Annotated in this window: 23 protein-coding genes; 7 read left to right on the top strand and 16 right to left on the bottom strand. The window is 65.3% G+C overall.

Going from position 1 to position 23,048, the window contains the following annotated elements; all coding sequences use genetic code 11:
• Window positions 1-6: 6 nt before the first annotated feature.
• Both GYH26_RS00250 and GYH26_RS00245 read left to right on the top strand, forming a co-directional pair.
• Window positions 7-1,713, top strand: a complete 1,707-nt coding sequence (locus GYH26_RS00250; RefSeq protein WP_161540011.1) for an McrB family protein — start codon at window positions 7-9, stop codon at window positions 1,711-1,713.
• Between the two features lie 3 nt (window positions 1,714-1,716).
• On the top strand, window positions 1,717-3,369 hold the full coding sequence (locus GYH26_RS00245; RefSeq protein ID WP_161540010.1) for a DUF2357 domain-containing protein: 1,653 nt from the start codon (window positions 1,717-1,719) through the stop codon (window positions 3,367-3,369).
• A 3-nt stretch (window positions 3,370-3,372) separates the two neighbouring features.
• On the opposite strand, the gene GYH26_RS00240 is transcribed toward GYH26_RS00245, so the two are convergent.
• The 12 genes from GYH26_RS00240 to GYH26_RS00185 form a co-directional block, all read right to left on the bottom strand.
• Window positions 3,373-3,702 carry a HEPN domain-containing protein gene (locus tag GYH26_RS00240; RefSeq protein ID WP_196795518.1) on the bottom strand — a complete coding sequence of 110 codons (330 nt, stop codon included), beginning with the start codon at window positions 3,700-3,702 and terminating at the stop codon, window positions 3,373-3,375.
• A 71-nt stretch (window positions 3,703-3,773) separates the two neighbouring features.
• Window positions 3,774-4,097 carry a nucleotidyltransferase domain-containing protein gene (locus GYH26_RS00235; RefSeq protein WP_014065785.1) on the bottom strand — a complete coding sequence of 108 codons (324 nt, stop codon included), beginning with the start codon at window positions 4,095-4,097 and terminating at the stop codon, window positions 3,774-3,776.
• A 37-nt stretch (window positions 4,098-4,134) separates the two neighbouring features.
• Complete coding sequence (locus GYH26_RS00230; protein ID WP_161540009.1) at window positions 4,135-5,343, bottom strand: FG-GAP repeat protein; 1,209 nt, start codon at window positions 5,341-5,343, stop codon at window positions 4,135-4,137.
• Window positions 5,340-5,522 carry a hypothetical protein gene (locus GYH26_RS00225; protein ID WP_014065783.1) on the bottom strand — a complete coding sequence of 61 codons (183 nt, stop codon included), beginning with the start codon at window positions 5,520-5,522 and terminating at the stop codon, window positions 5,340-5,342. The genes GYH26_RS00230 and GYH26_RS00225 overlap by 4 nt, the downstream gene beginning before the upstream one ends.
• A 73-nt stretch (window positions 5,523-5,595) precedes the next feature.
• Complete coding sequence (locus GYH26_RS00220) at window positions 5,596-7,104, bottom strand: MmgE/PrpD family protein (protein WP_161540008.1); 1,509 nt, start codon at window positions 7,102-7,104, stop codon at window positions 5,596-5,598.
• A gap of 87 nt (window positions 7,105-7,191) precedes the next feature.
• Window positions 7,192-7,848, bottom strand: coding sequence for a uracil-DNA glycosylase (locus tag GYH26_RS00215; RefSeq protein WP_161540007.1), 657 nt, complete (start codon window positions 7,846-7,848; stop codon window positions 7,192-7,194).
• Window positions 7,845-8,396, bottom strand: coding sequence for an NUDIX hydrolase (locus GYH26_RS00210; RefSeq protein ID WP_161540006.1), 552 nt, complete (start codon window positions 8,394-8,396; stop codon window positions 7,845-7,847). The genes GYH26_RS00215 and GYH26_RS00210 overlap by 4 nt, the downstream gene beginning before the upstream one ends.
• A 1-nt stretch (window position 8,397) precedes the next feature.
• Window positions 8,398-9,576 carry a cupin domain-containing protein gene (locus tag GYH26_RS00205; RefSeq protein ID WP_161540005.1) on the bottom strand — a complete coding sequence of 393 codons (1,179 nt, stop codon included), beginning with the start codon at window positions 9,574-9,576 and terminating at the stop codon, window positions 8,398-8,400.
• A 42-nt stretch (window positions 9,577-9,618) separates the two neighbouring features.
• Complete coding sequence (locus GYH26_RS00200; RefSeq protein WP_161540004.1) at window positions 9,619-10,308, bottom strand: NUDIX hydrolase; 690 nt, start codon at window positions 10,306-10,308, stop codon at window positions 9,619-9,621.
• Between the two features lie 2 nt (window positions 10,309-10,310).
• Entirely contained in the window at window positions 10,311-10,757 is a 447-nt protein-coding gene (locus GYH26_RS00195; protein ID WP_014065777.1) for a hypothetical protein, read from the bottom strand.
• Between the two features lie 189 nt (window positions 10,758-10,946).
• Window positions 10,947-11,561, bottom strand: coding sequence for a thioredoxin family protein (locus tag GYH26_RS00190; protein ID WP_029933199.1), 615 nt, complete (start codon window positions 11,559-11,561; stop codon window positions 10,947-10,949).
• Window positions 11,562-11,624: 63 nt separating this feature from the next.
• Window positions 11,625-12,848 carry a molybdopterin molybdotransferase MoeA gene (locus GYH26_RS00185; RefSeq protein ID WP_161540003.1) on the bottom strand — a complete coding sequence of 408 codons (1,224 nt, stop codon included), beginning with the start codon at window positions 12,846-12,848 and terminating at the stop codon, window positions 11,625-11,627.
• A gap of 78 nt (window positions 12,849-12,926) precedes the next feature.
• Between GYH26_RS00185 and GYH26_RS00180 the strand changes: the two genes are divergently transcribed.
• Window positions 12,927-14,222, top strand: a complete 1,296-nt coding sequence (locus GYH26_RS00180) for a glucose-6-phosphate isomerase (protein WP_161540002.1) — start codon at window positions 12,927-12,929, stop codon at window positions 14,220-14,222.
• Between the two features lie 489 nt (window positions 14,223-14,711).
• Complete coding sequence (locus tag GYH26_RS00175; RefSeq protein ID WP_014065773.1) at window positions 14,712-15,551, top strand: universal stress protein; 840 nt, start codon at window positions 14,712-14,714, stop codon at window positions 15,549-15,551.
• Here the strand turns inward: GYH26_RS00175 and GYH26_RS00170 are convergent.
• A complete protein-coding gene (locus GYH26_RS00170; protein ID WP_161540001.1) occupies window positions 15,545-17,938 on the bottom strand; it encodes a DNA internalization-related competence protein ComEC/Rec2 in 2,394 nt (797 codons plus the stop codon). The two genes, GYH26_RS00175 and GYH26_RS00170, sit on opposite strands and share 7 nt — an antisense overlap.
• A 155-nt stretch (window positions 17,939-18,093) precedes the next feature.
• Here GYH26_RS00170 and nusB point away from each other — a divergent pair, with 155 nt between their 5' ends.
• Window positions 18,094-18,591: a transcription antitermination factor NusB gene (gene nusB, locus GYH26_RS00165; RefSeq protein WP_161540000.1), complete on the top strand. Its 498-nt coding sequence runs from the start codon at window positions 18,094-18,096 to the stop codon at window positions 18,589-18,591.
• 6 nt (window positions 18,592-18,597) lie between these two features.
• Window positions 18,598-19,254, top strand: coding sequence for a metallophosphoesterase family protein (locus GYH26_RS00160; RefSeq protein ID WP_014065771.1), 657 nt, complete (start codon window positions 18,598-18,600; stop codon window positions 19,252-19,254).
• Between the two features lie 5 nt (window positions 19,255-19,259).
• Here the strand turns inward: GYH26_RS00160 and GYH26_RS00155 are convergent, their stop codons facing one another.
• Entirely contained in the window at window positions 19,260-19,766 is a 507-nt protein-coding gene (locus GYH26_RS00155) for a hypothetical protein (RefSeq protein ID WP_161539999.1), read from the bottom strand.
• 110 nt (window positions 19,767-19,876) lie between these two features.
• Between GYH26_RS00155 and ychF the strand changes: the two genes are divergently transcribed.
• Window positions 19,877-20,977, top strand: coding sequence for a redox-regulated ATPase YchF (gene ychF, locus GYH26_RS00150; RefSeq protein WP_014065769.1), 1,101 nt, complete (start codon window positions 19,877-19,879; stop codon window positions 20,975-20,977).
• Here ychF and GYH26_RS00145 read toward each other — a convergent pair.
• Entirely contained in the window at window positions 20,967-21,671 is a 705-nt protein-coding gene (locus GYH26_RS00145) for a hypothetical protein (RefSeq protein WP_161539998.1), read from the bottom strand. The genes ychF and GYH26_RS00145 overlap by 11 nt on opposite strands.
• Window positions 21,672-21,903: 232 nt before the next feature.
• Window positions 21,904-22,977: a glycoside hydrolase family 5 protein gene (locus GYH26_RS00140; protein ID WP_161539997.1), complete on the bottom strand. Its 1,074-nt coding sequence runs from the start codon at window positions 22,975-22,977 to the stop codon at window positions 21,904-21,906.
• Window positions 22,978-23,048 lie beyond the last annotated feature (71 nt).

Genomic DNA, 23,048 nt, shown 5'->3' with positions numbered 1-23,048 from the left:
CGCGCGATGGCAGAAGCGCCTACCACATATCGCCCTCGCGAGGGACGCGCCTGGCTCTGGGCCATCCCGCCCCAGCACTACCCGGCCTTTCTGCAGACGGGCACCTTTGCCGTGCACCGGGTAGGGCGGGCTGCGCTCCATCGCCTGCGTCCGGGCGATCGAATCTTCGCCTATCTGTCGGGCTCCAAGGTGCTCGTGGGCATGTTTGAGGTAACGGGCGAGCCCTTCGAAGACCACACGCCGCTGGTGCCGGGCGTGGCCTATCCGCACCGCGTGCGCGTGCGACCGCTGGTGGTGCTCTCCGAAGAAGCCTGGGTGCCGTTCGAGGCATTCGCCGACAAGCTGGAGGTCGTACGCAACTATCCCGACTTTCGGTCGGTCGTGCAGCAGGTGCTGCACCTGCTTCCGCGCGTGGACGAAAAAGTGCTGGAGTTTCTGATCCGGGCGCGGGCGGCCGACCTGGAGCGGGCCATGTCGGCGTTGGAAGAATTGCGCCGGCTCAGGATCGAGCGACCGGCACCGGTCGTGCGCGAAAAACGCGTGCGCTACCGCGCCGAAGCGTTCGACCGGGCCGCCGCGCTCGAAACGCTCCTCAGCCACCTGGAAGGCCGGGGATTCGTCTATGCGCCCTGGATCGTGGCGGCCTACGTGGCGGCGCTTCGCACCAAACCGCTGGTCATCCTGGCGGGACCTACCGGCACGGGGAAATCAAAACTTCCGTTGCTGGTGGCCGAGGCGACCGGCAGCGCGGCACAGCTCATCCCCGTGCGCCCCGACTGGGCTGACAGCGCCGAACTGCTGGGCTACGTGGACCTGCAGGGCCGCTTTCGTCCCGGTGTGTTGCTGCGCCTCATGCGCGAGGCGCAGCAGCAACCCAATCGGTTCTTTGTGGGCGTGCTGGACGAGATGAACCTGGCGCGACCGGAGCAGTACCTGGCCGAAGCGCTCAGCCGCATTGAAGATCGTCGCCCGCTTCCAGAAGGCGGCTGGACCACCGAACCCCTGCTGCAACTGTCGCTCGCTCCGGCCGATCAGGGCTGGGCCCGCGTGGCCTGGACGGCCAACTTCGCGCTGGTGGGCACGGTGAACGTGGACGAAACCACCCACGGCTTCAGCCGCAAGGTGATCGACCGCGCCTTCACGCTGGAGCTGACAGAGATCGACCTGACGGCCACGCCCGTTTCCTCGGTGGTCGAGCCCGAGCCCTGGCCGGTGACGGCCTGGTGGCCCCGTGCGCTCCGCCTGGCCGAGCTACCGACGCCATCCGACGCGGAGCAAAAGCAACTGGATCGCGTGCTGGAGACGCTCCAGACGCTCAACCGATGGCTGCAGCCCGCCGGCTTTCCGGTGGCCTACCGGACGCGCGACGAGGTGGCACTGTTCGTGCTGCACGCCGCTGAAACGCCCGAAGCGTTCCGAACGCGCACCGGCGAACCGGTCGATCCGCTGGACCTGGCGCTCTGGATGAAGGTGCTCCCCCGCCTGCAGGGCAGCTCGCCCACGCTGCGACGGGCCCTCCGGGCCCTGCTGGGCTGGGCCGTCACCGGCGCACCGGCCGAACGCGACGACGAACTGCACGCGCTGCTCGACACCTGGACGGCGGCGGGCTACCCGGACCGCTGGCCGGAAACCGCCTTTCCCATGACGGCCGCCCGCCTGGCGCACATGTGGCTTCGGCTCGAAAGCGAAGGCTTCGCTTCGTTCTGGGAATAATTCATGCGCTACTTCACGATCGAAACCGACCGCGTGCGGCTCACCTGGGAAGGCCCACTCCGGCAACCTTCCGCCCCTCCTTTGACGGTGGAAGCCCGGGCGCTCGATGCAGACGCAGAGCCGACGCTGCACTGCGTCGCCGATGCGCCGGGGCTGATCGAGCAGACGCGCTACCGGCTGCTGCTGGAAAGCCGCGACGGTCGGCCTGTTGCACTTCGTCATGCCAACCCGGCGTTGCTTCGCGACCTGCACGCGCTCGAAGGCGGACGTCTGTGGCACGGCATGGTGCATTTCGGCACGTACGCAGGCCGTACGTCCTTCATCGTGTGGTACGACGAGCGCCCGCACCTGCGGCTGGAGCTGGAGATCTTCCCCACGCGCCTGGCCTACCGGTCCGACTACGAGGCCATGCTGGCCGATCTGGAGACGTGGACCATCGAGCCGGCGCTACGCTTCGGGTCCGGTGTCCGGCAACCCGGTCGGGTGCTGGCCGGACCGCCCGATGAACTTCCGGGCTGGATCGCCCGCCTGGCGGCCGTGCTCGACGCGCTGGAGGTCGCCTTCCGGCGCATCGCACACCGACCGTTGACCGAGGTGCGGATGTCCCGCTGCTGGCAACCCCTGGAGGCGGTGCGGCGGCCGGATGCCGCGCTGCGACGGGCGGTGCAGACCGGCGGCGGTCAGGGACCGGAGGTGCATCTGGCGGGGGTTCGCACCCACCGCCTGCAATGGGCACCCCGGACCGTCGTGACCACCGACACGCCGGAGCACCGGTGGCTGGCCTGGCAACTCGACCACACGCTCCGGCAGGTGCAACGGCTGGCCGATCGCCAGACGCGTCCGGACGCCGCCACGCGCACACGTCGACAGGCCCTCCTGGCGCTGGCCGCCCGGCTGGAGCGGCTGCAGCAGCGCCTTCCTGCGGCCATGCTTCCGCTGCTTCCGCCCCCACCCACGATGCGCCTGCTTCACGCCGAAGGGTACCGTCAGGCCCATCGGATCTTCTGCTGGCTGCGCCGGCGGCTTTCGCTGCTGGGCGGGTTGCTTTCGTTCGAAGTCGGACAGATCCACACGCTCTACGAGTACTGGTGCTACCTGACGCTGGTCCGGTTGCTGAGTCGGATGACCGGCCGGTCGCTTCTGCTGCACCGGCTGTTCACACTGTCGGACGACGGGCTGCAGCTTCGCCCGGTGCGCGGCCGTCCGCTGTCGTTTCCTCTTTCGGACGGCGGACGCCTTCGCCTCGTGTACAACCCGCGCTGGGGTGCTCGCGCTTTGCTTGTCCCCCAGCAACCCGACCTGCTGCTGTCCCGCTTTCGGCCCGATGCTCCGCCCGTCCACTACGTGCTCGACGCAAAGTATCGGCTCGATGCCTCGCCGGCTTACGTACGTCGCTACGGGGTGCCCGGACCGCCAACAGACGCGCTGAACGACCTGCACCGCTACCGCGACGCGCTCTCGAGTTACTTCACCCGCCAGGGCAAGGGCACGATAGCTCAGGCGCTGGCCCTCTACCCGTACCGCAACGGCGAAGCCGGTCGCTTCGCCGAAAGCCGTCTGGCCCGTGCCCTTGCCGAAGACGGCGTCGGCGCCCTCCCTCTCCTTCCCGACGCCACCGAGCACCTGGAGCACTGGCTGCGGCACGTGCTTGCATGACCATTACAACACCATTCCTCCCTCCGCGAGCTTCTCTCTCACGAAATGCCGAACGTTCTCCGCCAGTTCAATAGCCCGGATGGTTTCCTCTACGGAGGGCATGTAAAACTCCTCACCATATCGCAAACTGGTTGCGTAGGGTGTCAATTCATCAACGCCCCATGCCATTAACCGGGCAAAGTCAGGATCGATACTTGCACACAGCGCAATCAACACAGCCAGGCGGTGCGTTCTGGGATAGGGATTTCCATGCCAGATGAGAAATGCTTTGAGATATTTTTCCACGCATTGTTGCATATGGAAACAGACCATATCCGTGGCCGGATTTTCCATGGCCATCTCATCTTTTCAGATCTTCAGATCGTGCTCTGCTTTTTGAATCCAGTTTCTGACAGCCCGCTCATTCACAGGGCGACACCTTCTTTAAGCACATAATAGGTGAGATACCCGGGGTCTTCGGCACGCTCCCGAACGGTCTGTTCCGCCTGCACAAACACATCGGCCACGATACCTTCCTGAGCCAGCCGCCAGCAGATTTTTGAAGCAATGGCATTTCGTTGATGAAAGCCCGGATCCCTGTCTATAACGACATACAGATCCCAGTCGCTATCCGGATGTGCATCGCCACGCGCGCGGCTTCCGAAAAGCAATACGCGAACAAGGCGACATCCGGCCCGCGTCACCTCATCCTGAATGACCCGGTAAATGCTTTCCCGAGGGGCCTCCATTGTGCACCTTGTAGGTCCTGGATTCAGAAAGATACGGTTATTTTCCGACCGGTTCCTTCAGTTCACACCGGGCGGCGTTCAGCGGGATCAGGTAGGCGGCACCGGGAGCGCCTTCGCGCGGCACACCGATGAGCGCAAGGTCTCCGTGCAGGCTCAGCGCGGCGCCGAAGGCTTTTTCGCCGGGGTCGATGCGTCGCCAGAAACACCAGCGATCGGCCGTGTGCACGAAGACGTACACCACCTGGTCCACGTTGAAGTCGAGGCCGAGCTGTTCGTCGAAGCCCGAGACGAGCGCCCGGCGACCGTCGAAAGCCAGCGCGGCCCCGAAGCCGCCGTTCGGGTACGGTTGCGGAGGATCGAGCGTGGCCACGAGCGTCCAGCGTCCATCAGGCAGGCGGCGGTAGTGGCGGACGCGCCCGCCGCTGTGGCGTCCGCCCAGGCGCTCACCCACCAGCAGCTCGCCGCCGGTCAGCGCCAGCGCCGGGTTGAAGTCCCGGATGCCCGCAAGCGTCGTGTCGCGCCGCCAGCTTCCGTCGGGCTGGCGCACGAACAGCAGCACAGCACTTGATCGATCGTAGCGGTACGACGGAGCGGCCAGCGCCACCACATCGCCGTCGAGCGCCACGGCTCCGCCGGGCCAGGGGCCGCCGGGTGCGAGCGTGTCGGTCAGCGTGGCCTCCAGCTTCCAGAAGCCATCCGGCTGCTGTACGAACACGTACGCCGCGCCCGGTCGTTGCCGGGCCGGATCGCCCCAGGTGCTGACGACGGCCCGGGGGCCGTCGAGCGCCACGGCCGCACCGAAGGCGCCTGTGGGGGCGTCCGGTGGGGCCGTCAGGCGGGCAGTCTGGTGCCAGCGCCCGCCGGCGCCGCGCTCGAACACATAGGCGGCGTCGGCCACTTCGGTGCGGTAGGGTTGTCCGGCCGCCACGGCCAGGATCCGATCGCCGTCGAGCGCCACCGCGCGGCCGAAATGGCGCCCGGACGCACAGTCGTCCGGCTGGAGCACGGCCGCCAGCGTCCACGCCTCGTTTCGGCGTTCGTACACGTACACCGCGCCCGAAGCCGGTCCGCACCCGCGCACGCCCCCGGCACCCACCACCGCCCGGTCCGGTCCCAGCGCCACCGCCTCGCCGAAGGCGTTGTCCGCCGACGTGTCGGGCACCGGCAGCGGCCAGAGTGGCACCAGTTGCGCCTGCGCCGAGCAGGCCCCCAGTACCAGGCTCAGCCCCAGCAGAAAGGGTTTCATTCCGGGCGTGCGAGCAGGGTTTGTAGGTCCAGCATGGCCACGGCCGAAACCGCTGCCTCGAAGGCGCCTTCGGCACAGAGTCCCTGGATGCGGGCGTCCTCGTAGGCCCGGCGCATCGTCTCCAGGCAGATCCGGCGCACCTGCTCGGCCAGCCGCTGACGTTCGTCGCGTGGTTCCATTACGCTGCAACAAAAAAATTCGACCGTCCATATCTGGACGGTCGAATCTCAAAATAGATTCGGGAAATCACCCTCAGAAAATGCCCCGGCGGTCGCGTTCGGCGTGCGTGAGCCAGTCGCGGGGCACGACGACGTTCAGCTCCAGCACTTCTTCGGGCGTCAGTTCGGGCAGGCGTTCGACCAGTCCCAGGAAGCGGTCGCGCTCGGCGCGGTCGATGATCTCTTCGGTCAGCGTGTCGAACTTGCGGATGTAGTCCGGACGGCGGAACGGCCGCGCGCCGTTCGGATGCGCATTGGCCACGTCGATCTCGTCGACCAGCTTGCTCCCGTCTTCGAACGTGATCTCCACGCGCCCGCCGAAGGCTTTTTTCGACGGATCCGGATGGTGGTAGCGGGCCGTCCATTCGGGATCCTCGACGGTCCGGATCTTCCGCCATAGCCGCACCGTGTCGGGTCGCCGGGCTCGCTCGGGCGCGTAGCTGCGCTCGTGGTGCCAGGTGCCGTCCTGCAACGCCACGGCGAAGATGTACATGATGCTGTGGTCGAGCGTCTCGCGGCTGGCGTTCGGATCGTACTTCTGCGGATCGCCCGAGCCGGAGCCGATCACGTAGTGCGTGTGGTGGCTCGTGTAGATGACGATTTCCTTGATCTTCTCGAAGTCGTCGATCTTTTCCCGCATGCGGAAGGCCAGGTCGATCAGCGCCTGCGCCTGATACTCGGCGGAGTGTTCTTTCGTGTAGGATTCCAGAATCTGGCGGCGCGGCTCGCCCGGCTCGGGCAGCCAGACCTCATAGACGGCGTCGGGGCCGTCGAGCATCCAGGCGATCACGCTGTCTTCGCCCTCGTAGATCGGCGAAGGGGACGTCTCGCCGCGCATGGCCCGGTCGATGGCCTCCACGGCCTGCTTGCCCGCAAAGGCTGGCGCATAGGCCTTCCAGCTCGAGATCTCGCCCTTGCGCGACTGGCGGGTCTGGAACGACACGTGCACGGCCTGCTGCACCGCCTGGTAGATGATCTCGGTGGGGAGTCCGAGCAGCGCGCCGATGCCCACGGTGGCCGCCGGCGCCAGGTGCGCGATGTGGTCTTTTTTGTGTTTGTGCAGGCAGATGGACTTCACCAGACTGATATGCACCTCGTAGGCCGCCAGGATGCCGCGCAGCACATCGGCCCCGCTGCGTCCGGTCTGCTGCGCCACGGCCAGAATGGGCGGGATGTTGTCGGCCGGATGCGAGTAGTCGGCGGCCAGGAACGTATCGTGGAAGTCCAGCTCGCGCACGGCCACGCCGTTGGCCCAGGCGGCCCACTCGCAACTGAACCGCTGCGTCGAAGGCAGCCCGAAGAGCGTGGCGCCTTCGGGATTGGGATGCGCCAGCGCCTGCGTGCGGGCGTTGGCGACCGGCCGCCGGTTCAGCGCGGCCACGGCCACCGCCGCGTTGTCGATGATCCGGTTGATCACCATCTCGGCGGCCTCTTCGTCGATGGGCGCCTCGTCGGTGGCCACCCGGGCCAGTTTCCAGGCCAGCTGCTCCTCGCGCGGCAGATGCTCCTTCGAAGAATAGACGCGGACAATATGCTTCTGCATGGGAATGCTCCAGGTTGGTCGACTTTTTCGGAATGAACGACAAACTACAAATCCTTTCTGAAAAAGGGACGCAATTCGGCAGAGACTTTATAAATCGTCCAGCAGGGCCCGCACGCCGGCTTCGAACAGACGGGCACCGCCCTGCGACGGATGGCGCACGTACGTGCAGCGCACGCCCAGCGACTGCAGCGCAAACTCGGCTTTTCGACCGATGGCGATTACCTGCGCGGGTTTCAGCGCTTCGATCAGGTCGGCCACCAGCGGCAGCCAGTCGCGTACCTCGCGCTGCGTGGGCGTGCGAATCGACAGCGGCGCCCCGGGCCGGTGGGGATGCAACGGCACGGTGCTCCAGGTGAAAAAGCGTGGGAAGTACGGCCGCATGACGCGCCAGTAGATGCGGGCGCTGTACTCGCGGTGCGGGCGTTCGGACAGGCCGGACGCCTCGCCCGCAAGCGGAAAGTCGGGGTCCAGCAGCTGCGCCTCGCTCGTGAGCGGCACGCCGGAAAACCGGCAGCCCCAGGGACCCGGCGCTTCGGCCAGCAGAAAGACCGGCGGGGGCGTCTCGTAGGCGGCCAGATAACGCCACAGGTTGCGTCGCCGGATGGCCGGCGCTTCGGGCCGATCCAGCTCGGGATGTCGATCGCGGTACAGGTTGAACAGCCGATCGCTTGAGGGGGCCGGAAACAACCGACGCTCGAACGCCGCCCAGACCCTGCGAAACGGTTCGATCAACGTCTCCCTCACCGCTGTCCTTCGTCCCGGTGTTCATACAGGTAGAAGGCAGCCACGACCAGCGCGTGGTTGATCTCGCCCCGGCGAATGCGCGCCGGAATCTCGGCCGGATCGAGCAGCACGACCTCGATCTCCTCGGCGTCGTCGAGCTGCTGGGGACCGACCGGCCGGACGTTTTCGGCCAGAAACGTGTGGCAGCGGTTCGTCAGAATGGCCGGGTTGGGGGCCACCGCGCCCAGATAGACGAAGCGTTCGGCCTCGTAGCCGGTCTCTTCGCGCAACTCGCGCCGGGCAGCTTCCAGCGGCGATGGATCGTCCGGATCCACCGCCCCGCCCGGAATCTCCAGCGAGACCTCCCGGGTGCCGTAGCGGTACTGGCGCACGAACACCATCTTACCGTCCGGCGTGATCGGAATCACGTTGACCCAGTCGATGGCCTCCAGCAGATAGAAATCGTAAGGACGAGGCGCGCGGGGCGGCTGCACCTGTTCGCGCCAGATGCGAAACACCTTGTAATCGGCCAGCACCTCGCGGTGCAGACACTTCCAGGGACCGGGCATGTCAGCGTTTGCGGGCTGGTATCAGCGACAGAATGCCGGAATGGACAAGCGTCTGGAGGAGTTCCAGAAAGTCGTCCCGTTCGAGCCAGGGTCGAAGTGTTTCGGCGCTCAGCGGCCGGCGGCCTGTCAGCAGGGGGGCCACGTCGGCCAGCTCGGGCGGCAACTCGTAGGCCTCGCCCGAGGCGAACAGTGTGGCCGATCCGTCCGCGTGGCGCACGTAGGCCAGCTCCGGGATCGCATTGCGCCGAAGCGTCGCCCCCTGCTGCAGCCGCCGGCGCAGTTGCGCTGCAGAAAGCGGGCGTTCGGGCGACTCCGGCAGCAGGCCCCGTCGGGGCTCGGTGATGATGCAGCCGAACCAGCGGGCCAGCCGGGCCCGATCGTCGATCAGTTCCCGGAGCAGCGTCTGAATCTGATCGAGCGCTTCCGGCGTGATCTCGCCAGGTTCGTCGGCGGGCCTCAGATCGGGATCGGCATAGCGCCGGCCGCCGTCCAGCCACGTGGCCATGCGGGGCATGGCTTCGGCCAGCTCGGCCTGATCGGGCGCCCGAAAGCCGATCGAGAACGTCATGCAGTCCTCCAGGGCCACGCCGTAATGCGGGGTGCGGGGCGGCAGGTAGAGCACGTCGCCGGGCTCCAGAATCCATTCGGCATCGGGTTCGAAGTGGGCCAGCAGACGCACCTCCAGTCCCGGCACCAGCTCCTCGCGTTCGACAGGCCGATGGTTGATCTGCCAGCGGCGACGCCCCCAGGCCTGCACCAGAAACACGTCGTAGTTGTCGATATGCGCTCCGACCGTTCCGCCCTCGGGCGCGTAGCTGACCATGATGTCGTCCAGGCGCCAGTTGGGAATGAAGCGCACCGTTTCGAGCAGCGCGGCCACCTCCGGCACCAGCCGATCGACCTCCTGCACCAGCAGCGTCCAGTGCGTGGGTGGCAGCGCGGCAAAATCCTCGGGCGCGAACGGCCCGTAGCGCACCTCCCAGGGATAGGCTCCGCCTTTTTCCAGAATCAGCCGGGCCGCCACCCCTTCCTCACAGGCCAGTCCGGCCAGCTCCTCGGGCGTGATGGGCGACCGAAAGCCCGGCAGCGCCTGCCGGATCAAAAGCGGCCGTTTCTGCCAGTAGTTCGCCAGGAATTCCTCGGGCGCCAGGCCACCCAGGATTGTCTCGGGAAGCTGCATGATTTGCGTGAATTGTTATCCATGATGGAAGAAGCCGCAACCTTACAGCAGCCCTGAACCGGCGAGCTCGGCCAGGTGCTGTAGCAGCGCCTGCAGGGTTGGATAGCGCACGCGGCGACAGGCTTCCTCCAGCGGAAACCAGCACACCTCCCGGATGTCCTCGGCGGCCTGGGGGATAAACGTCGTGGCCGTGGTCTCCATCAGAAACCACCAGGTGGGTTTGACGGCGTAATGACCGTCGAGCGGGTAGGCGTGGATCGTGCGGCCCAGCGGCTTCCGGAGCTGGAGCGTCTCGGGCGAGATGCCCAGCTCCTCGCTCACCTCCCGACGGGCGCAGGCTTCCGGCGACTCGCCCGGATCACACTTGCCCTTGGGCAGATCCCAGTGCCCCCGCCGGTGGATGAGCAGTACCTCGGGCACCTCCGCGCTCCGCACCACGACACCGCCCGCGGCCGGTACGGTGATCGGGGGACGATAGGGCGACCGGTTGCGAACGGCCGAGGCCGTCAATGAGCGTTGCAGCCGCCAGCTTTCGCCATAGTGCACGGCTCCGCCGGGCGGCACCTCCACCACCCACAGTCTCCCTTCCGGGCACGCCGCGGCGGCCTGCTCCGGCGTCTCCCAGAGCGGCGTGCCTTCAGGCAGCTCCAGATTTTCTTCCGAGGAACAGGCTACAAAAACCTGAGCCGCTTCGCGGGACAACAGTAAAGGCGGCACCGTCTGTATGCGCATTTTCAAAGACGAAAAGCTATGCCCAGCCCGCCCACCAGGAGCGGCGGGCCGCCTAGCGGTGCAAAAAGCGTGAGTTCCGGCCGAATACGCACGTGATCGCCCAGCCGCCCGCCGATGGTCAGTCCCACCAGCGAGCCGGTGCCCACTTCGTCCGAATTGCTGGTACCGATCGTCACGACGATCATGCGCGCCCCGGCATACAGCCGGGGGAAACCGACCCAGACGGCCGGGTACAGGCCTATCGAGGAAAACATGTCGTCGTCCACTTCCAGCGCGTAATACGAGACGCCCATGCCCAGCGACACCAGCGGATGGGCGGCAACAAGCTGATATTTTCCTTCCACCATAAGGGCCCCCATCGCCACCCCTTCGGTTGCCAGAAAGCCCGTCGTGCGCACCCCCAGTTCCAGCCGGGGAGCCATCCCCCTGCGGCCGTAGAGTTCGAACATCCCGATACCGCCGCCCCTTCCCCCAGCGATCCGCCTCCTACAATTCCCACCCCCACTTCGGCCTTTCCCTCCGGCAGCACATCGGGTCCTTGAAAGGCGCCCAGCGAAATACATCCGGGCAGCAGCCATCCCAGGATGACCGTCAGCAATACGGGCCGCATCCAGGTCGGATTTTCTAAGGCACCGAGCTCAGCTTTCCACGCGCTTGATGGTGCAACCGATCGAGCGCGTGGTGGCCACCGGAATGGGCTTGCCGGCCACCATGGCCTCCATGGCATCCAGCAGATAATGATGCTTCACGGCCTCAGGGTTGCGCGCATTGTCATCGATGGCCCCCCGATAGACCAGCACCAGATCTTTGTTAAACAGAAACACATGGGGTGTGCGTGTCGCCCCGAAAGCATCGGCCAACTTCGAGCCTTCATCCAGCACGTAAGGGAAGGTGTAGCCTTTCTCTTTGGCCCGTCGCTGCATGTCCTCGAAACCATCGCCACGGTCACGATAGGCTTCGTTGGGATTCACGGCGATCATGCCGATTCCCAGTTCTTTCGCCTTCTGCGCGACGATCAGGTAGCGATCTTCCCAGGCGGCTACCCAGGGACAGGTGTTGCACGAAAAGATTACCAGCAGTCCGTTCTCTCCGGCCACGTCTTTCAGGGAAAGCATCTTTCCGGAGACGTCGCGCATCTTCAGATCGACCAGGGGCGCTTTGGCGCCGATCTCCAGCTCCTTTTCCGGGCCGGGCAGCACAAAGGCCAGTCCGAGCAGACCGACCAGGCATAACCGTGTGGACAGGCGCATCATGGCAGGCAGAGTTTGGTGAGTGGTTACGGGGGTATCGTTGTTCAATATAAACACAAACAACCTTCACGGCTCCAGCGTCCAGGGAAGCCATTCGATTTCCACCTCCAGTCCGGCCGGTGCTTCGTCGAGCGCCTCGGGCAGGTGAATCAGACAGTTGGCCCGCACCATCGAATGGTACAGGTTGGAGCCCTGGGGTCCGGTGTCGCGCACCAGAAGGCGGCCATCGCCTCCCGGACGGGCCACGCCGCGCACGTAGAAGTGCAGCCCGGCCTTCTTCGGTGTGGGCGCCTCCAGCACGGCCGGGAATCGCGGTCGCAACACCTCCTGCTGTCCCTGCATGCGGCGAAGCGCCGGCGCCACGTACTGATCGAAGCAGAGCGCCGACGAAACCGGATTGCCCGGCAGACCAAAGACCGGTTTGCCCTCCAGCAGGCCGAAGGCCATCGGTTTGCCGGGCCGCTGGCGGATCTTCCAGAAAAGCCACTGCGTGCCGCGGCCGTCGAGCACCTGCCGGACCAGATCGTACAGCCCCACCGAGACGCCCCCGGAAAACACGAGCACGTCGGCTTCGAGTGCCTGTTCGACGGCCTGCTCCAGCGCAGCGCGATCATCGGGCACCCGCAGCGGCCCCACCACCTCGGCCCCGAGCCACCGGGCCTGGGCGGCCAGACCGGGTCCGGCCGAATCGCGGATGTGTCCCGGCGTGAGCGGCTGGCCCGCGTCGATGAGTTCGTCGCCGGTCGCGACGATCGCCACGCGGGGCCGCCGGAATACCGGCACCTCGGCCACGCCCAGCGTGGCCAGCATGGCCACCACTGGCGGCGTGATGCGCTGGCCCACTTCGAAGAACCGCTCGCCGGCCCGTACGTCCTGCCCGGCCGGACGGATGTTCTCGCCGGCGGCCGGCGCCTGCAAAATGCGCACGGTGCCGTTCGCCCCGGCTTCGGTCCACTCGACGGGCACGACCGCCTCGGCCCAGGCCGGCACCGGCGCACCCGTCATGATCCGGATGCAGGCGCCCGGCGGAATCGACGCGGGTGGTAGTTGCCCGGCCCCCACGTCGGCCACGACCCGAAGCGTCGCAGGCACCTGCTGCACATCGGCCAGCCGCACGGCGTAGCCGTCCATGGCCGCATTTGGAAACGGCGGGATGTCGTCGCGGCTGACCACGGCCTCGGCCAGCCGCCGTCCCAGCGCCTCGGCCAGCGACACGCGCTCGACCGGCAGCGGCGTAACCTGCTCCAGAATGATGCTTCGGGCTTCTTCGACCGAAATAAATTCGCGCATGATTTTCGGTGGACTTTACAGAAAAAGCCGATCTTACGAAAGATAAAGTTACAACCCACAGCCAGTGTTTACGCCGCCATGATCCGCTACGATCTTTCCACCGCCCTGCCCTTCCTCGAAGCGCACGATCTGGAGGCCGTCCGTCCGCGGGCGGAAGCAGCCCATCGGATGCTGCTGGAACGCACCGGTCCCGGCCATGAAATGCTCGGCTGGCGCGACCTGCTGCTGCAGCCGGACGACGCCCTGCTGGAAGACATCGACGCCACGGCCGCCGAGATTCGCGAGCAGGCCGACGTCTTCCTGTGTCTGGGTATCGGCGGTTCCTATCTGGGCGCCCGGGCCGTCATCGAGGCGCTCGCCCCGCAATTCCGGCCCCCTGTCGATCCCGAAACCGGCCGCCCGATCACCCCGGAGGTGCTGTTTGCCGGACACCACCTGAGCGGCCGCTATCTGAAAGAATTGCTGGCCTATCTGGAAGGCAAGTCGGTCTATGTCAACGTCATCTCCAAAAGCGGCACCACGCTGGAGACCATGCTAGCCTTTCGCGTGCTGCGTCCCTGGCTGGAAGCCCGCTTTCCGGACGCCGCCCGCCGCATCATCGTCACCACCGATCCGGCCCGCGGCCGCCTGCACGACATGGCTGAAACGTTCGGCTACCGACGTTATGCCATCCCGCCCGGCGTCGGCGGCCGCTTCTCGGTGCTGACGCCCGTCGGACTGCTCCCCATCGCGGTGGCCGGCATCGACATTCGCTCGCTGTTCTACGGCGCCGTCGAGATGTGCGAGCGCCTGACCGGCGCTTCCGACAACCCGGCCCTCGATTACGCCGCGCTGCGCTATCTCTTTCACGAACGCGGCTACGCCATCGAACTGCTGGCCGTCTTTGAACCGCGGCTGAGCGGCATCGGCGCCTGGTGGCAGCAACTCTTCGGCGAAAGCGAAGGCAAAGCGGGCAAAGGTCTCTACCCCGATGCCATCCAGTACTCCACCGACCTGCATTCACTGGGCCAGTACGTGCAGGAAGGCCGCCGGCACCTGATCGAAACGTTCCTTATGGTGGAACGCGAACCCGAACCGCTGACCATTCCGGATACCGGCGACGATCGCGACAGCCTGGCCTACCTGGCCGGCCGTACGGTGCAGGAAGTCAACCGCAAAGCCTACGAAGGCACGCGCAAGGCCCACGCCGACGGCGGCGTGCCCGTCTCGACCGTCTGGCTCGAACGCCTGGCACCCGGATCACTCGGCGCCTGTCTTTACTTCTTCATGCACGCGGTGGCCATCAGCGGCTATCTGCTCGAAGTCAATCCCTTCGACCAGCCCGGCGTCGAGGCCTACAAGCGCGAAATGTACCGCCTGCTCAGCAAACCGTGAGTTTTTATCCACGCTGTGGATTACCTGTGGATTGCCGGGGATAACCCGGGGGATAATTCGGGGAAAAAATCCACCGTGTGGACAGCCGTGGATAACTACCCCCGTTCTCCCCGGGTTTTCCCCACACTTCCACAATGTGGACAACGGTGGATAACGAGACGCTGAACCAGAGTCGTTAGCTGTGGATTGCTGTGGAAACGTGGATTGTTTCTCCGAAACCGGCCTGGATTCCCCAGATGTGACGATTTGGTTACTCGGCCGCTGTGCATAACGTTGTGGAATACCCCCGGTTTTTATCCACAACAACTTTTTTCACGGTGCACAACTTCGAAATCCACATTTCCACAGCCTTCTACAAACCAACACGACGACATTTTTTAAACAAATCCATTGTGGATGAATGAAACACCGGCGCCCCTTCCTGTTTGTCCGGAACCGGGAAAACTCGTACTTTTAGCCACACAACCGGAACCAAGCTGTTCAGACTCCATGATCCGGCGTATTCTTGTCGCTCTCGATCCCGATACGGACACCGGCATTGCCGTCCGGTATGCCGCCGAGCTTGCCCGTCAGCACGATGCCAGCGTCACTGGCCTGGCCGTCGTGGACACCGGCCATATCGAAGCCAGTGCGCGAGGCGGCGGCATCGGCAGCATGTACTACGCCGAAAAGCTGCGTGAGCAGATGACGGAAGAAGCCCGGGCCGTGGCCCGTCGGCTGATCGAGGAATTCGACGACGTGGCCGAAAAAGAAGGGCTCCGGCATCGCAATACAGTGGCCGAGGGCGTGCCTTTCCGCCGCATCCTGGAGGATATGAAAGTGCACGATCTGCTCGTCGTGGGAAAGGAGCCGCACTTCTTCTACAGCCATCCGGAGGAAAAAACCAGGACGCTGGTGCGGGTGGTTCGGGAAAGCGTCGGCCCTTCGTTCATCGTAGGCACCGAATACCGACCCATCCAACGGGTCCTGATCGCCTATGACGGCAGCGATACGGCCGCCCGTACGATGCAGCGCTTCGCCCAGCTCAGGCCTTTCGGTACCGAAGTAAGCGTGGAAGTGCTGACCGTCTACGACGATGAAGAGGCCGAAACCCGACTGATGCTCTCGCTCGTGCAGGAATACCTGCAGGAGCACGGGTTCAAGGTGACTACGACGGCTCGAAAGGGTGATAACCCGGAAGAAGCGATCGTAGCGTTTGCACAGGAAATTGAGGCCGACCTGATCGTCGCTGGCGCCTATGCGACTACCGGTCTGAAGAAGTTGCTGTTCGGGTCTTCGACTTCGGCGCTGATCGAAAAGACGACGGTGCCGCTGTTTCTGTATCACTGAGCCCTGCGCCAGGCGACCGGCCAGATCCGCCGACCGTCGCTGCGAAGCCAGAGCGCGCCGGAATCGGCCGTGATCCACAGCCGGGCCCCCTGACGCTCCCACCGGACCCGGACCGAATCGTCGACGCTCCGCCAGCCGCTGCTGATCACGGCCCGGGCGGGGTGTGTGCGTTCCGGAATCACCTGCTGGACCAGTTCCAGCGTGGAACTGGTGCGGGAGCCGTGGTGGGCCACCTTGACCACGTCGCTTTCCAGCAGATTGCCATAGGCCCGTACGAGCTGGCGTTCCAGTTCGCGTTCTGCGTCGCCCAGAAACAGCCAGCGCGTCTGACCGAAAACCATCCGGAGCACCACGGAACGTTCGTTGTCGGGGAGGTCCCCGGCGTTCGGCGCGGGTGCCAGCACCTGGAGCACCAGCGCGGGATCCAGACGAACGGTATCGCCGGCCTGAAGGGATCGGCGCGGAAGCCGGAGGCTGTCGATCAGATGCGCGATTTCCCGCGAGAGCGCCGAGGAGTCGGCCGTGCCGCTATCGAGCACACGGCCGACTTCAAGTCGGCGAAGCAGCAGCGGGAGGCCGCCGGCGTGATCGGCATCGGGGTGTGTGATCAGCACAGCGTCGAGTCGATCGATACCGTATCGGCGCAGAAAGGGCAGCACGCTCCTTTCGGCGGCCACACGACCGGCATAGCGGCCGCCCGTATCGATCAGCAGGTGCCGGCCGCCGGGCGCGCGAATCAGTACGGCATCGCCATGGCCCACGTCGAAAAACAGCACGTCCAGATGGGGCGACGTGGGTGGTGTTGTCCAGAGACCGAGACCCAGCACCCCGAGCAGGACCGTTCCGGACCATCGACGTCCCCGGGAAGAACTGCTCAGAATTCCCAGCAGGACAGGAGGTGTGATCAGCACCCACCAGGGCGGTTCGGGCACGTGCCACACGAAGGGACGGAGCAGGCGGAGTCCCAGTTCGCCGAGTTGCAGCAACAGATGGGCGCACAGCGTGGCCGCATGTCCAAAAAGCCCGGCCAGCGTCGGGCTGAACGGCGCGCTCAGCACGGTGAGCAGACCGCCCGCCAGCGCGCCTGCGGCCAGCGGGATGCCCGGAAGGTTCAGCGGCAGCCCGGCCAGCGACACGTAGCCGAAGTGGTAGAGCACAAAGGGCGCCGTGGCCAGCGTGGCCGTCAGCGTCACCAGCAGCGTACCGGTCAGATAGCGAAATGTGGGCTGACGAAAGAACAGGGCGGGAAGGCGTTGCTGCAGGGGCAGCCAGCCCAGCAGCAGTCCGATCACGGCGGCAAACGAGAGCTGGAAGCCCGGCTCGAAGAGCTGCGCCGGATCGGCCAGCAGCAGCACGACGGCCGCGGCGCCCAGCGCGTTCAGGGGGTGTGGGGGCGTCTGAAACAGCGTTGCGCCCAGAAACAGCGCGGCCATCACCAGGGCGCGGACGGCCGAGGCCGGAGCGCCCGCCAGCAGCACATAGCCGCTCAGTACGAGCAGCGTCAGCACGGTGCGCGTCCACTCCATCACCCACCAGCTCAATCCCAGTCGGAGCAGCAGCGGACGAAGCAGGCCGTAGAGCACCAGTCCCACCAGCAGCACGTGCAGCCCCGAGATGGCCAGCAGGTGGGCCAGACCGGCGCGGCCGAGTCGATTCCGAACGTCTGCGGAAAGCCCTGAGCGGTCGCCCAGCAGTAGGGCCTGCACGACGTGCCGGGCTTCGGGTCGGGGCATGTACTGCTGCAGCACGGCTGCGACCGAATCCCGGAGTGAGGCCAGCCGATCCGCAAAGCAGCGACGGACGTCAAGTACCTGAACGAGCCGGGGATCGTCCACCACCAGGCGCGCGACCACGCCCTGTCGCCGCCACTGCGTGGTGCGGTCTGGCAGTCCGGGGTTGCGGGGGGCGCGGAGCGGCTCCAGGCGTCCCCCCAGCAGTGCCCGGTATCCACATCGGAGCGTCGGCAGGCTGTCGGCTACCAGGCGCACGTCGAGCAACACGTGGGCGCGCAGCGTGTCGGGACCGATCAGCAGCAGATGCGTCCGCGCCGGAAAACGCAGGCCGTACGCGGTCGCTTCGGGCGTTTTCTGAACTCCGGCCAGCACGACCGCCGTCGTGTCGAGCGGAAAAGGAGGCGGCGGTGCCATCTGAAGCCGGTGGCGGGCGGCCCCCACAAGTAGCACGCTCAGCAGCAGCGGGACCGGCCACAACGGGACCGAGCCCCGACGTTTTCGATCCACCAGAAGGAAGACAAGCGCCAGCGTTGCCGTACAACCGGCGCCGAGCAGCCACCAGCCGGCCGGTATCGGCCAGGCGTCGGCCGCCAGAATCCCGAGGACCAGGCCGAGCGCCGTCCAGAAAAGCGGTGCGGTGCGAAGCGGCGGCATGAGACCGAGCGGCTTCCTGTCCGAAAAGACACCGGATTCCGAAAGCTGCAACCGACAAGCCTGCGTGAATCCCGGTCCGGTGCAGAACCTTCTGGCGCCTTGCGAATTGGACCAGCGCTCGATGACGAAGAAGCAGTCCTTTGACACGCGGGAAGATGCACAGCCGAAGGGAAGTTCGGGAACGGGTACTGCAGGCGCTGTACGCCTACGAGGTGGGGCACGACACGGCCGAGCACGTGATCGACACTGTGCTGCGGTCCGCGCTGAAGGACGACCGGGAGGCGCTCCGGTTTGCCACCCAGCTTTTTCTCCGGACGATCAACTACAGCGAGGAAGCCGATCGCCTCATTGCCGATCATGTGAAAAACTGGGACCTGACGCGTATTGCCCTGATCGACCGGCTGCTGCTGCGCATGGCCATTTGCGAATTGCTCGCGTTTGAAGATATTCCCCCGAAGGTTTCCATCAACGAAGCCATCGAGCTGGCCAAGAAGTACAGCACCGAGAAAAGCGGCCAGTTCGTCAACGGCGTGCTCGATGCCGTGGTGCTGGACCTGCAACGCCAGGGACGCTTGAAGAAGTCGGGACGCGGGCTGATCGGCATGGAGACGCTGCTGCAACGCCTGGCCGAACAGCAATCGTCGAAGTCGTAGCCCATCATGGCGCTGATAGCCATCGGCGATATTCACGGCTGTGCCCGCACGCTGGACGCACTCCTTGAGTGCCTGGCGCCCACGCGCGACGACCTGCTCGTCTTCATCGGCGACTACATCGACCGCGGTCCCGACGCCCGGGGCGTCATCGAACGGCTGCTCCGGCTGCGCGAGGAGATCCCCTGCGTCTTTTTGCGGGGCAACCACGAGGCCCTGATGCTCAACTACCTGGATCGTGGCGAGGCCGATCTCTGGTTCATCAACGGCGGACTCACCACGCTCAATAGCTATCGGAACGATGGGATTCGCATTCCCGAGGAGCACGAGGCGTTCATCCGCGAGACGCTGCTTTATTACGACACGCCGGAGTTCTTCTTCGTCCACGGCGGGCTGAAGCCCGATCTGACCATCGCCGAAAACCTGCGTCGCTTTGCCCATACCGATCTGTTTCTCTGGGAGCGGGAGCACCTGAACGCCCCCCGCTTCGCCTGGGAAAAGCCTGTCGTGTGCGGCCACACGCCCGTGCCCGAGCCCATCAACCGGGAGAAACTCATCGCCATCGACACCGGCTGCGTCTATCCCCATCCGGGGCTGGGCCGCCTGACGGCCGTCCGGCTCCCGGAGCGTACGTTCATCTCGATCCCACGCCAGGATCTGATCTGAATTGTTCAGAAAACGAACCACAGCCCGGCCCGGAAGAACGGTCGGTGTAGGCCGGCCTCGCCGAAGAAAAACCGACGGGTGCCGAAGGCCGACACGAACCGGAAAAAAGGTTCCAGAAACAGGCCGAACTGCTGGTTTTTCTGGGCGCGCGTTTCGCCTGGCGTGAAGAGCAGGCCCGGTCCCAGCCGCAGGCCCACATCGAGATCGTAGAGGATCGGCGCGTTGCCCATCGTGCGGATCAGCCCGGTGATCCGGAAGGCCGAACCAAAAGCCAGCGAGAGCTGCGTGTTGCCCTCGCCTCCGGCAAAGGACGGGGCGGTGTCCAGGTAAAAAATGCCTTCCAGCGTGTAGATGCTCCGGGGCGAGATGTAACCGAGCTGCACACCCAGTCCAGGCGCGGCGGCCAGACCGGCCTGCAGCACGCGTCCCCGATCGGGCGGAACGGGCTGCGCCACCGCCGAGCAGGAAAGGGCCAGCAGCAGTGCGATCAGCGTGGCACGTGCGCGGTGCATGTTCACCGAGCGGTTGCGGAACAATTCAGGCGTTGTCCGATTTGGGCCGGCTGGCTTTTACCGGAAAGCTTCCGCGAAAGTTGTACCATCCCTGAAACGAAAAGGATACAATGCCGCTGCGCTGTGGAATTGTCGGGCTACCGAACGTTGGAAAATCGACGCTGTTCAACGCGCTCAGCCGGGCCGGCGCCGAGTCGGCCAACTATCCGTTCTGCACCATCGAGCCGAACGTGGGCGTGGTGCCGGTGCCGGACGAGCGGCTGGAGCGGCTGGCCGAGCTGGCCGGTTCGGCCAGAGTGACCCCCACCACCATCGAATTCGTGGACATTGCGGGCCTGGTGGCCGGCGCGTCGAAGGGCGAAGGGCTGGGCAACCAGTTTCTGGCGCATATCCGCGAGGTGGATGCCATCCTGCACGTGGTACGCTGCTTCGAGGATCCGAACATCGTGCACGTGAGCGGCTCGGTCGATCCGGCCCGCGACATCGAAATCATCCAGACCGAACTGCTGCTGAAGGATCTGGAGACCGTCGAGCGCCGGATCGAACGGACGGCCCGCGCCGCCAAAAGCGGCGACAAGAAGCTGCGTGAGGAGCTGGCCTTCTACGAGCGTCTGCGTGACCATCTGAGCAGCGGGGCTCCGGCGCGCCTGTTCACGGTGAGCGATCTGGAAGCGCCCTGGCTGCGCTCGCTCTTTCTGCTCACCGTGAAGCCGGTGCTGTACGTGGCCAACGTGGCCGAGTCGGATCTACCCGAGGGCGAAGGCAATCCGCACGTGGCCACGGTCCGGGAAATTGCCGCAAAGGAAGGTGCGCAGGTCGTGGTGATCTGTGCGGAGCTGGAGGCCCAGCTGGCCGAACTGGACGAAGAAGAACGGCGGGCCTTCCTGAAAGAACTGGGACTGGAGCGCCCCGGACTGGAACGGCTGGTGCGGGCCGCCTATGAGCTGCTGGGATTGATCACGTTCTTCACGGTGGGCCCCAAGGAGGCGCGCGCCTGGACGATCCGGCGGGGCACGCGGGCCCAGCAGGCCGCCGGACTTATCCACAGCGACTTCGAGCGCGGCTTCATCCGGGCCGAGACGATCTCCTACGAGGACTACATCCGCTACGGCTCGGAAGCGGCCGCCCGCGAGGCCGGTGCCATGCGCTCGGAAGGGCGCGACTACGTCGTGCAGGACGGCGACGTGATCCTGTTTCGCTTCAACGTCTGACGCCGTAGAGGCGGCCGAACGTCAGGCTGATGACCGGCGTGCCGAAGAATCGCCGGGGCGGTGCGTCGCCTTCCAGTAGCTGAATGGGGTGCGGGAAGTAGTGGAGCGCGTAGCCGAAGCGGAGCCCCTGCGTGGTGCGCAGACTCTGTCCGAAATAGGCGCCCAGCACGATCATGCCGCCGACGCCCGCCCGGAGGTGCCCCTTCGGAAGCCCCTGAAACACGTCGTAGGTGCGCTCGCCGATTTCCGGATCGTAGCGGCGGTTGCCGTTGCGGTCCCGAAAATACGGATAAACCCAGCCCAGCGTCGGTCCCGCCGAGATCTGCAGGTAAGGCCGGAAGTTGTCGGCGATCTGCTCGCGCCAGAGCCGCCGCTGCAGACCGAACTGGATCGGGACAAGCAGCAGGTAGTTGGCCTTGTTCTGGATGTAGCTGGCGCCCGTGAGCGCGTTGTAGAATTTCTGCTCGCGTTCGTCCTTGCCCGATCCCAGGCTGAAGTCGAACAGCAGCCTCAGGTCACGCCCCACGGACCGGTGGTAGTAGCCGCCCAGCCCGAAACCGCTGTTGGTGAGCAGGATCTGAAAGCCGGCGCCCGTGCCGTAGGGGTCCGTGCGACCGGTGTCGGCCGGGAGCTGCGCCCGGGCCGTCCAGCCCGAAAGCAGCAGCAACAACCCGCACATCCAGATGGCACGCATGGCTTCCATGCGGTTTGAAACGGACCAGAAGACCTCTTGGCGGGCCACCTCGTAGCAGAACGACGGTGCCCTTCCCCTGAGCCAGAAAGGGGCGGCGTCGGCCCGAGCCTTCGGGACCGCGACGGAATCCGGGCTGACGAAAAAAGCCCACGCCTTCGGGCCAGCTCCGCCCATCCGGCACCTCGGCCCCTGCAGCGAGGAAGGTCTGCAGGGGATATGTTTCAGCAAACCGTTAGTTTCGCGGGTTGAGCTGGCGCATTTTCTCTCGGAAAAAGCGGCCCTGCGTGGTGGGCTCGAAGTCCCAGTTTTTGATGAGCTGGGGCGACCAGACCGGATCGAACACCCAGGCCGTCCAGGAAATCCCCTTCTTTTCCATGTAGTTGATGATGGTTTCCCCATAGGTTTCGTCGCCGATGACCGGCACGTGCGCGCCGGGCTCATCCGCACTCATAAAGCCCAGCTCGGTCACGAAGACCGGATAGGTGTCGGCCACGAAGCCCCAGTCGTGCTCCCATTTTTCCTCCCACGGGGGTTGCCGTTTCTGCGGGTACGGATGGGCCGTGTAGGCGATGCCCGGGAAGGCGATCGGGCTTTCGCGCACGTAGGTCAGGTCGTAGGCCCAGTCGAAGCCACCCACCAGCGGGATGACCGTGCGGTCGTGCGCGTAGATGATGTAGATGATGTCCTCGACGATCTGTTTGTACTCCTCCCACGACATGCGCCCGAGCGTGCCGTTAAAACGCGTCGGCTCGTTGAATACCTCGTAGAAGGCCACGATCGGGTTGTGACGGAAGTGCTCGGCAATCGTTTTCCAGAAGCGGAAGGTTTCCGTCTTCGTCGTGTTGTACATGGGGTGCTGGAACAACTCGGTGCGGAGGTTGCCGATCGAGTGCCAGTCGATGATCAGATAAAGTCCGAGCTCGTTGGCCCACTCGACGGCCTGATCCAGCAGGTTCAGGTAGGCTTCTTCGCCGCGCACACGCCAGGCCCGGGGGTGCACCGGAATGCGTACGATGTTGACGTTCCAGTCGTTTTTGAGCACTTCGAAGATGCGTCGGCTCCAGCGGCCAAGCCGTTCCAGCCGGTCGGGGTCGGCAATCGACACGCCCCGAAACACGACGGTACGGCCCTGTTCATCCACGAAACGGTTGCCTTCCACGCGAATGAACGGAAGCGAATAGGTCCGGGGCATTTCCTTCGGGGGCGCCTTGGCCGTGGTGTCGATCCGGTCGTCGTAGAAGTTGTCTTTCTGCGGCTGGGCCGCGGCCGAAATCGCCAGCAGAAGCAGCAGCGCCAGAACACGCATGGCTCGCGGGGTATTTTGTCAAAAGATTTTACCTTAACCGCAAAGGTAAAACGAAAGCGGTTCGGGGGGTG

The sequence above is a fragment of the Rhodothermus marinus genome, assembly GCF_009936275.1.
GTDB lineage: Bacteria > Bacteroidota > Rhodothermia > Rhodothermales > Rhodothermaceae > Rhodothermus > Rhodothermus marinus_A.
The sequence above is the reverse complement of the archived record's forward strand: the minus strand, read 5'-3'. Positions and strand labels throughout refer to the sequence as shown.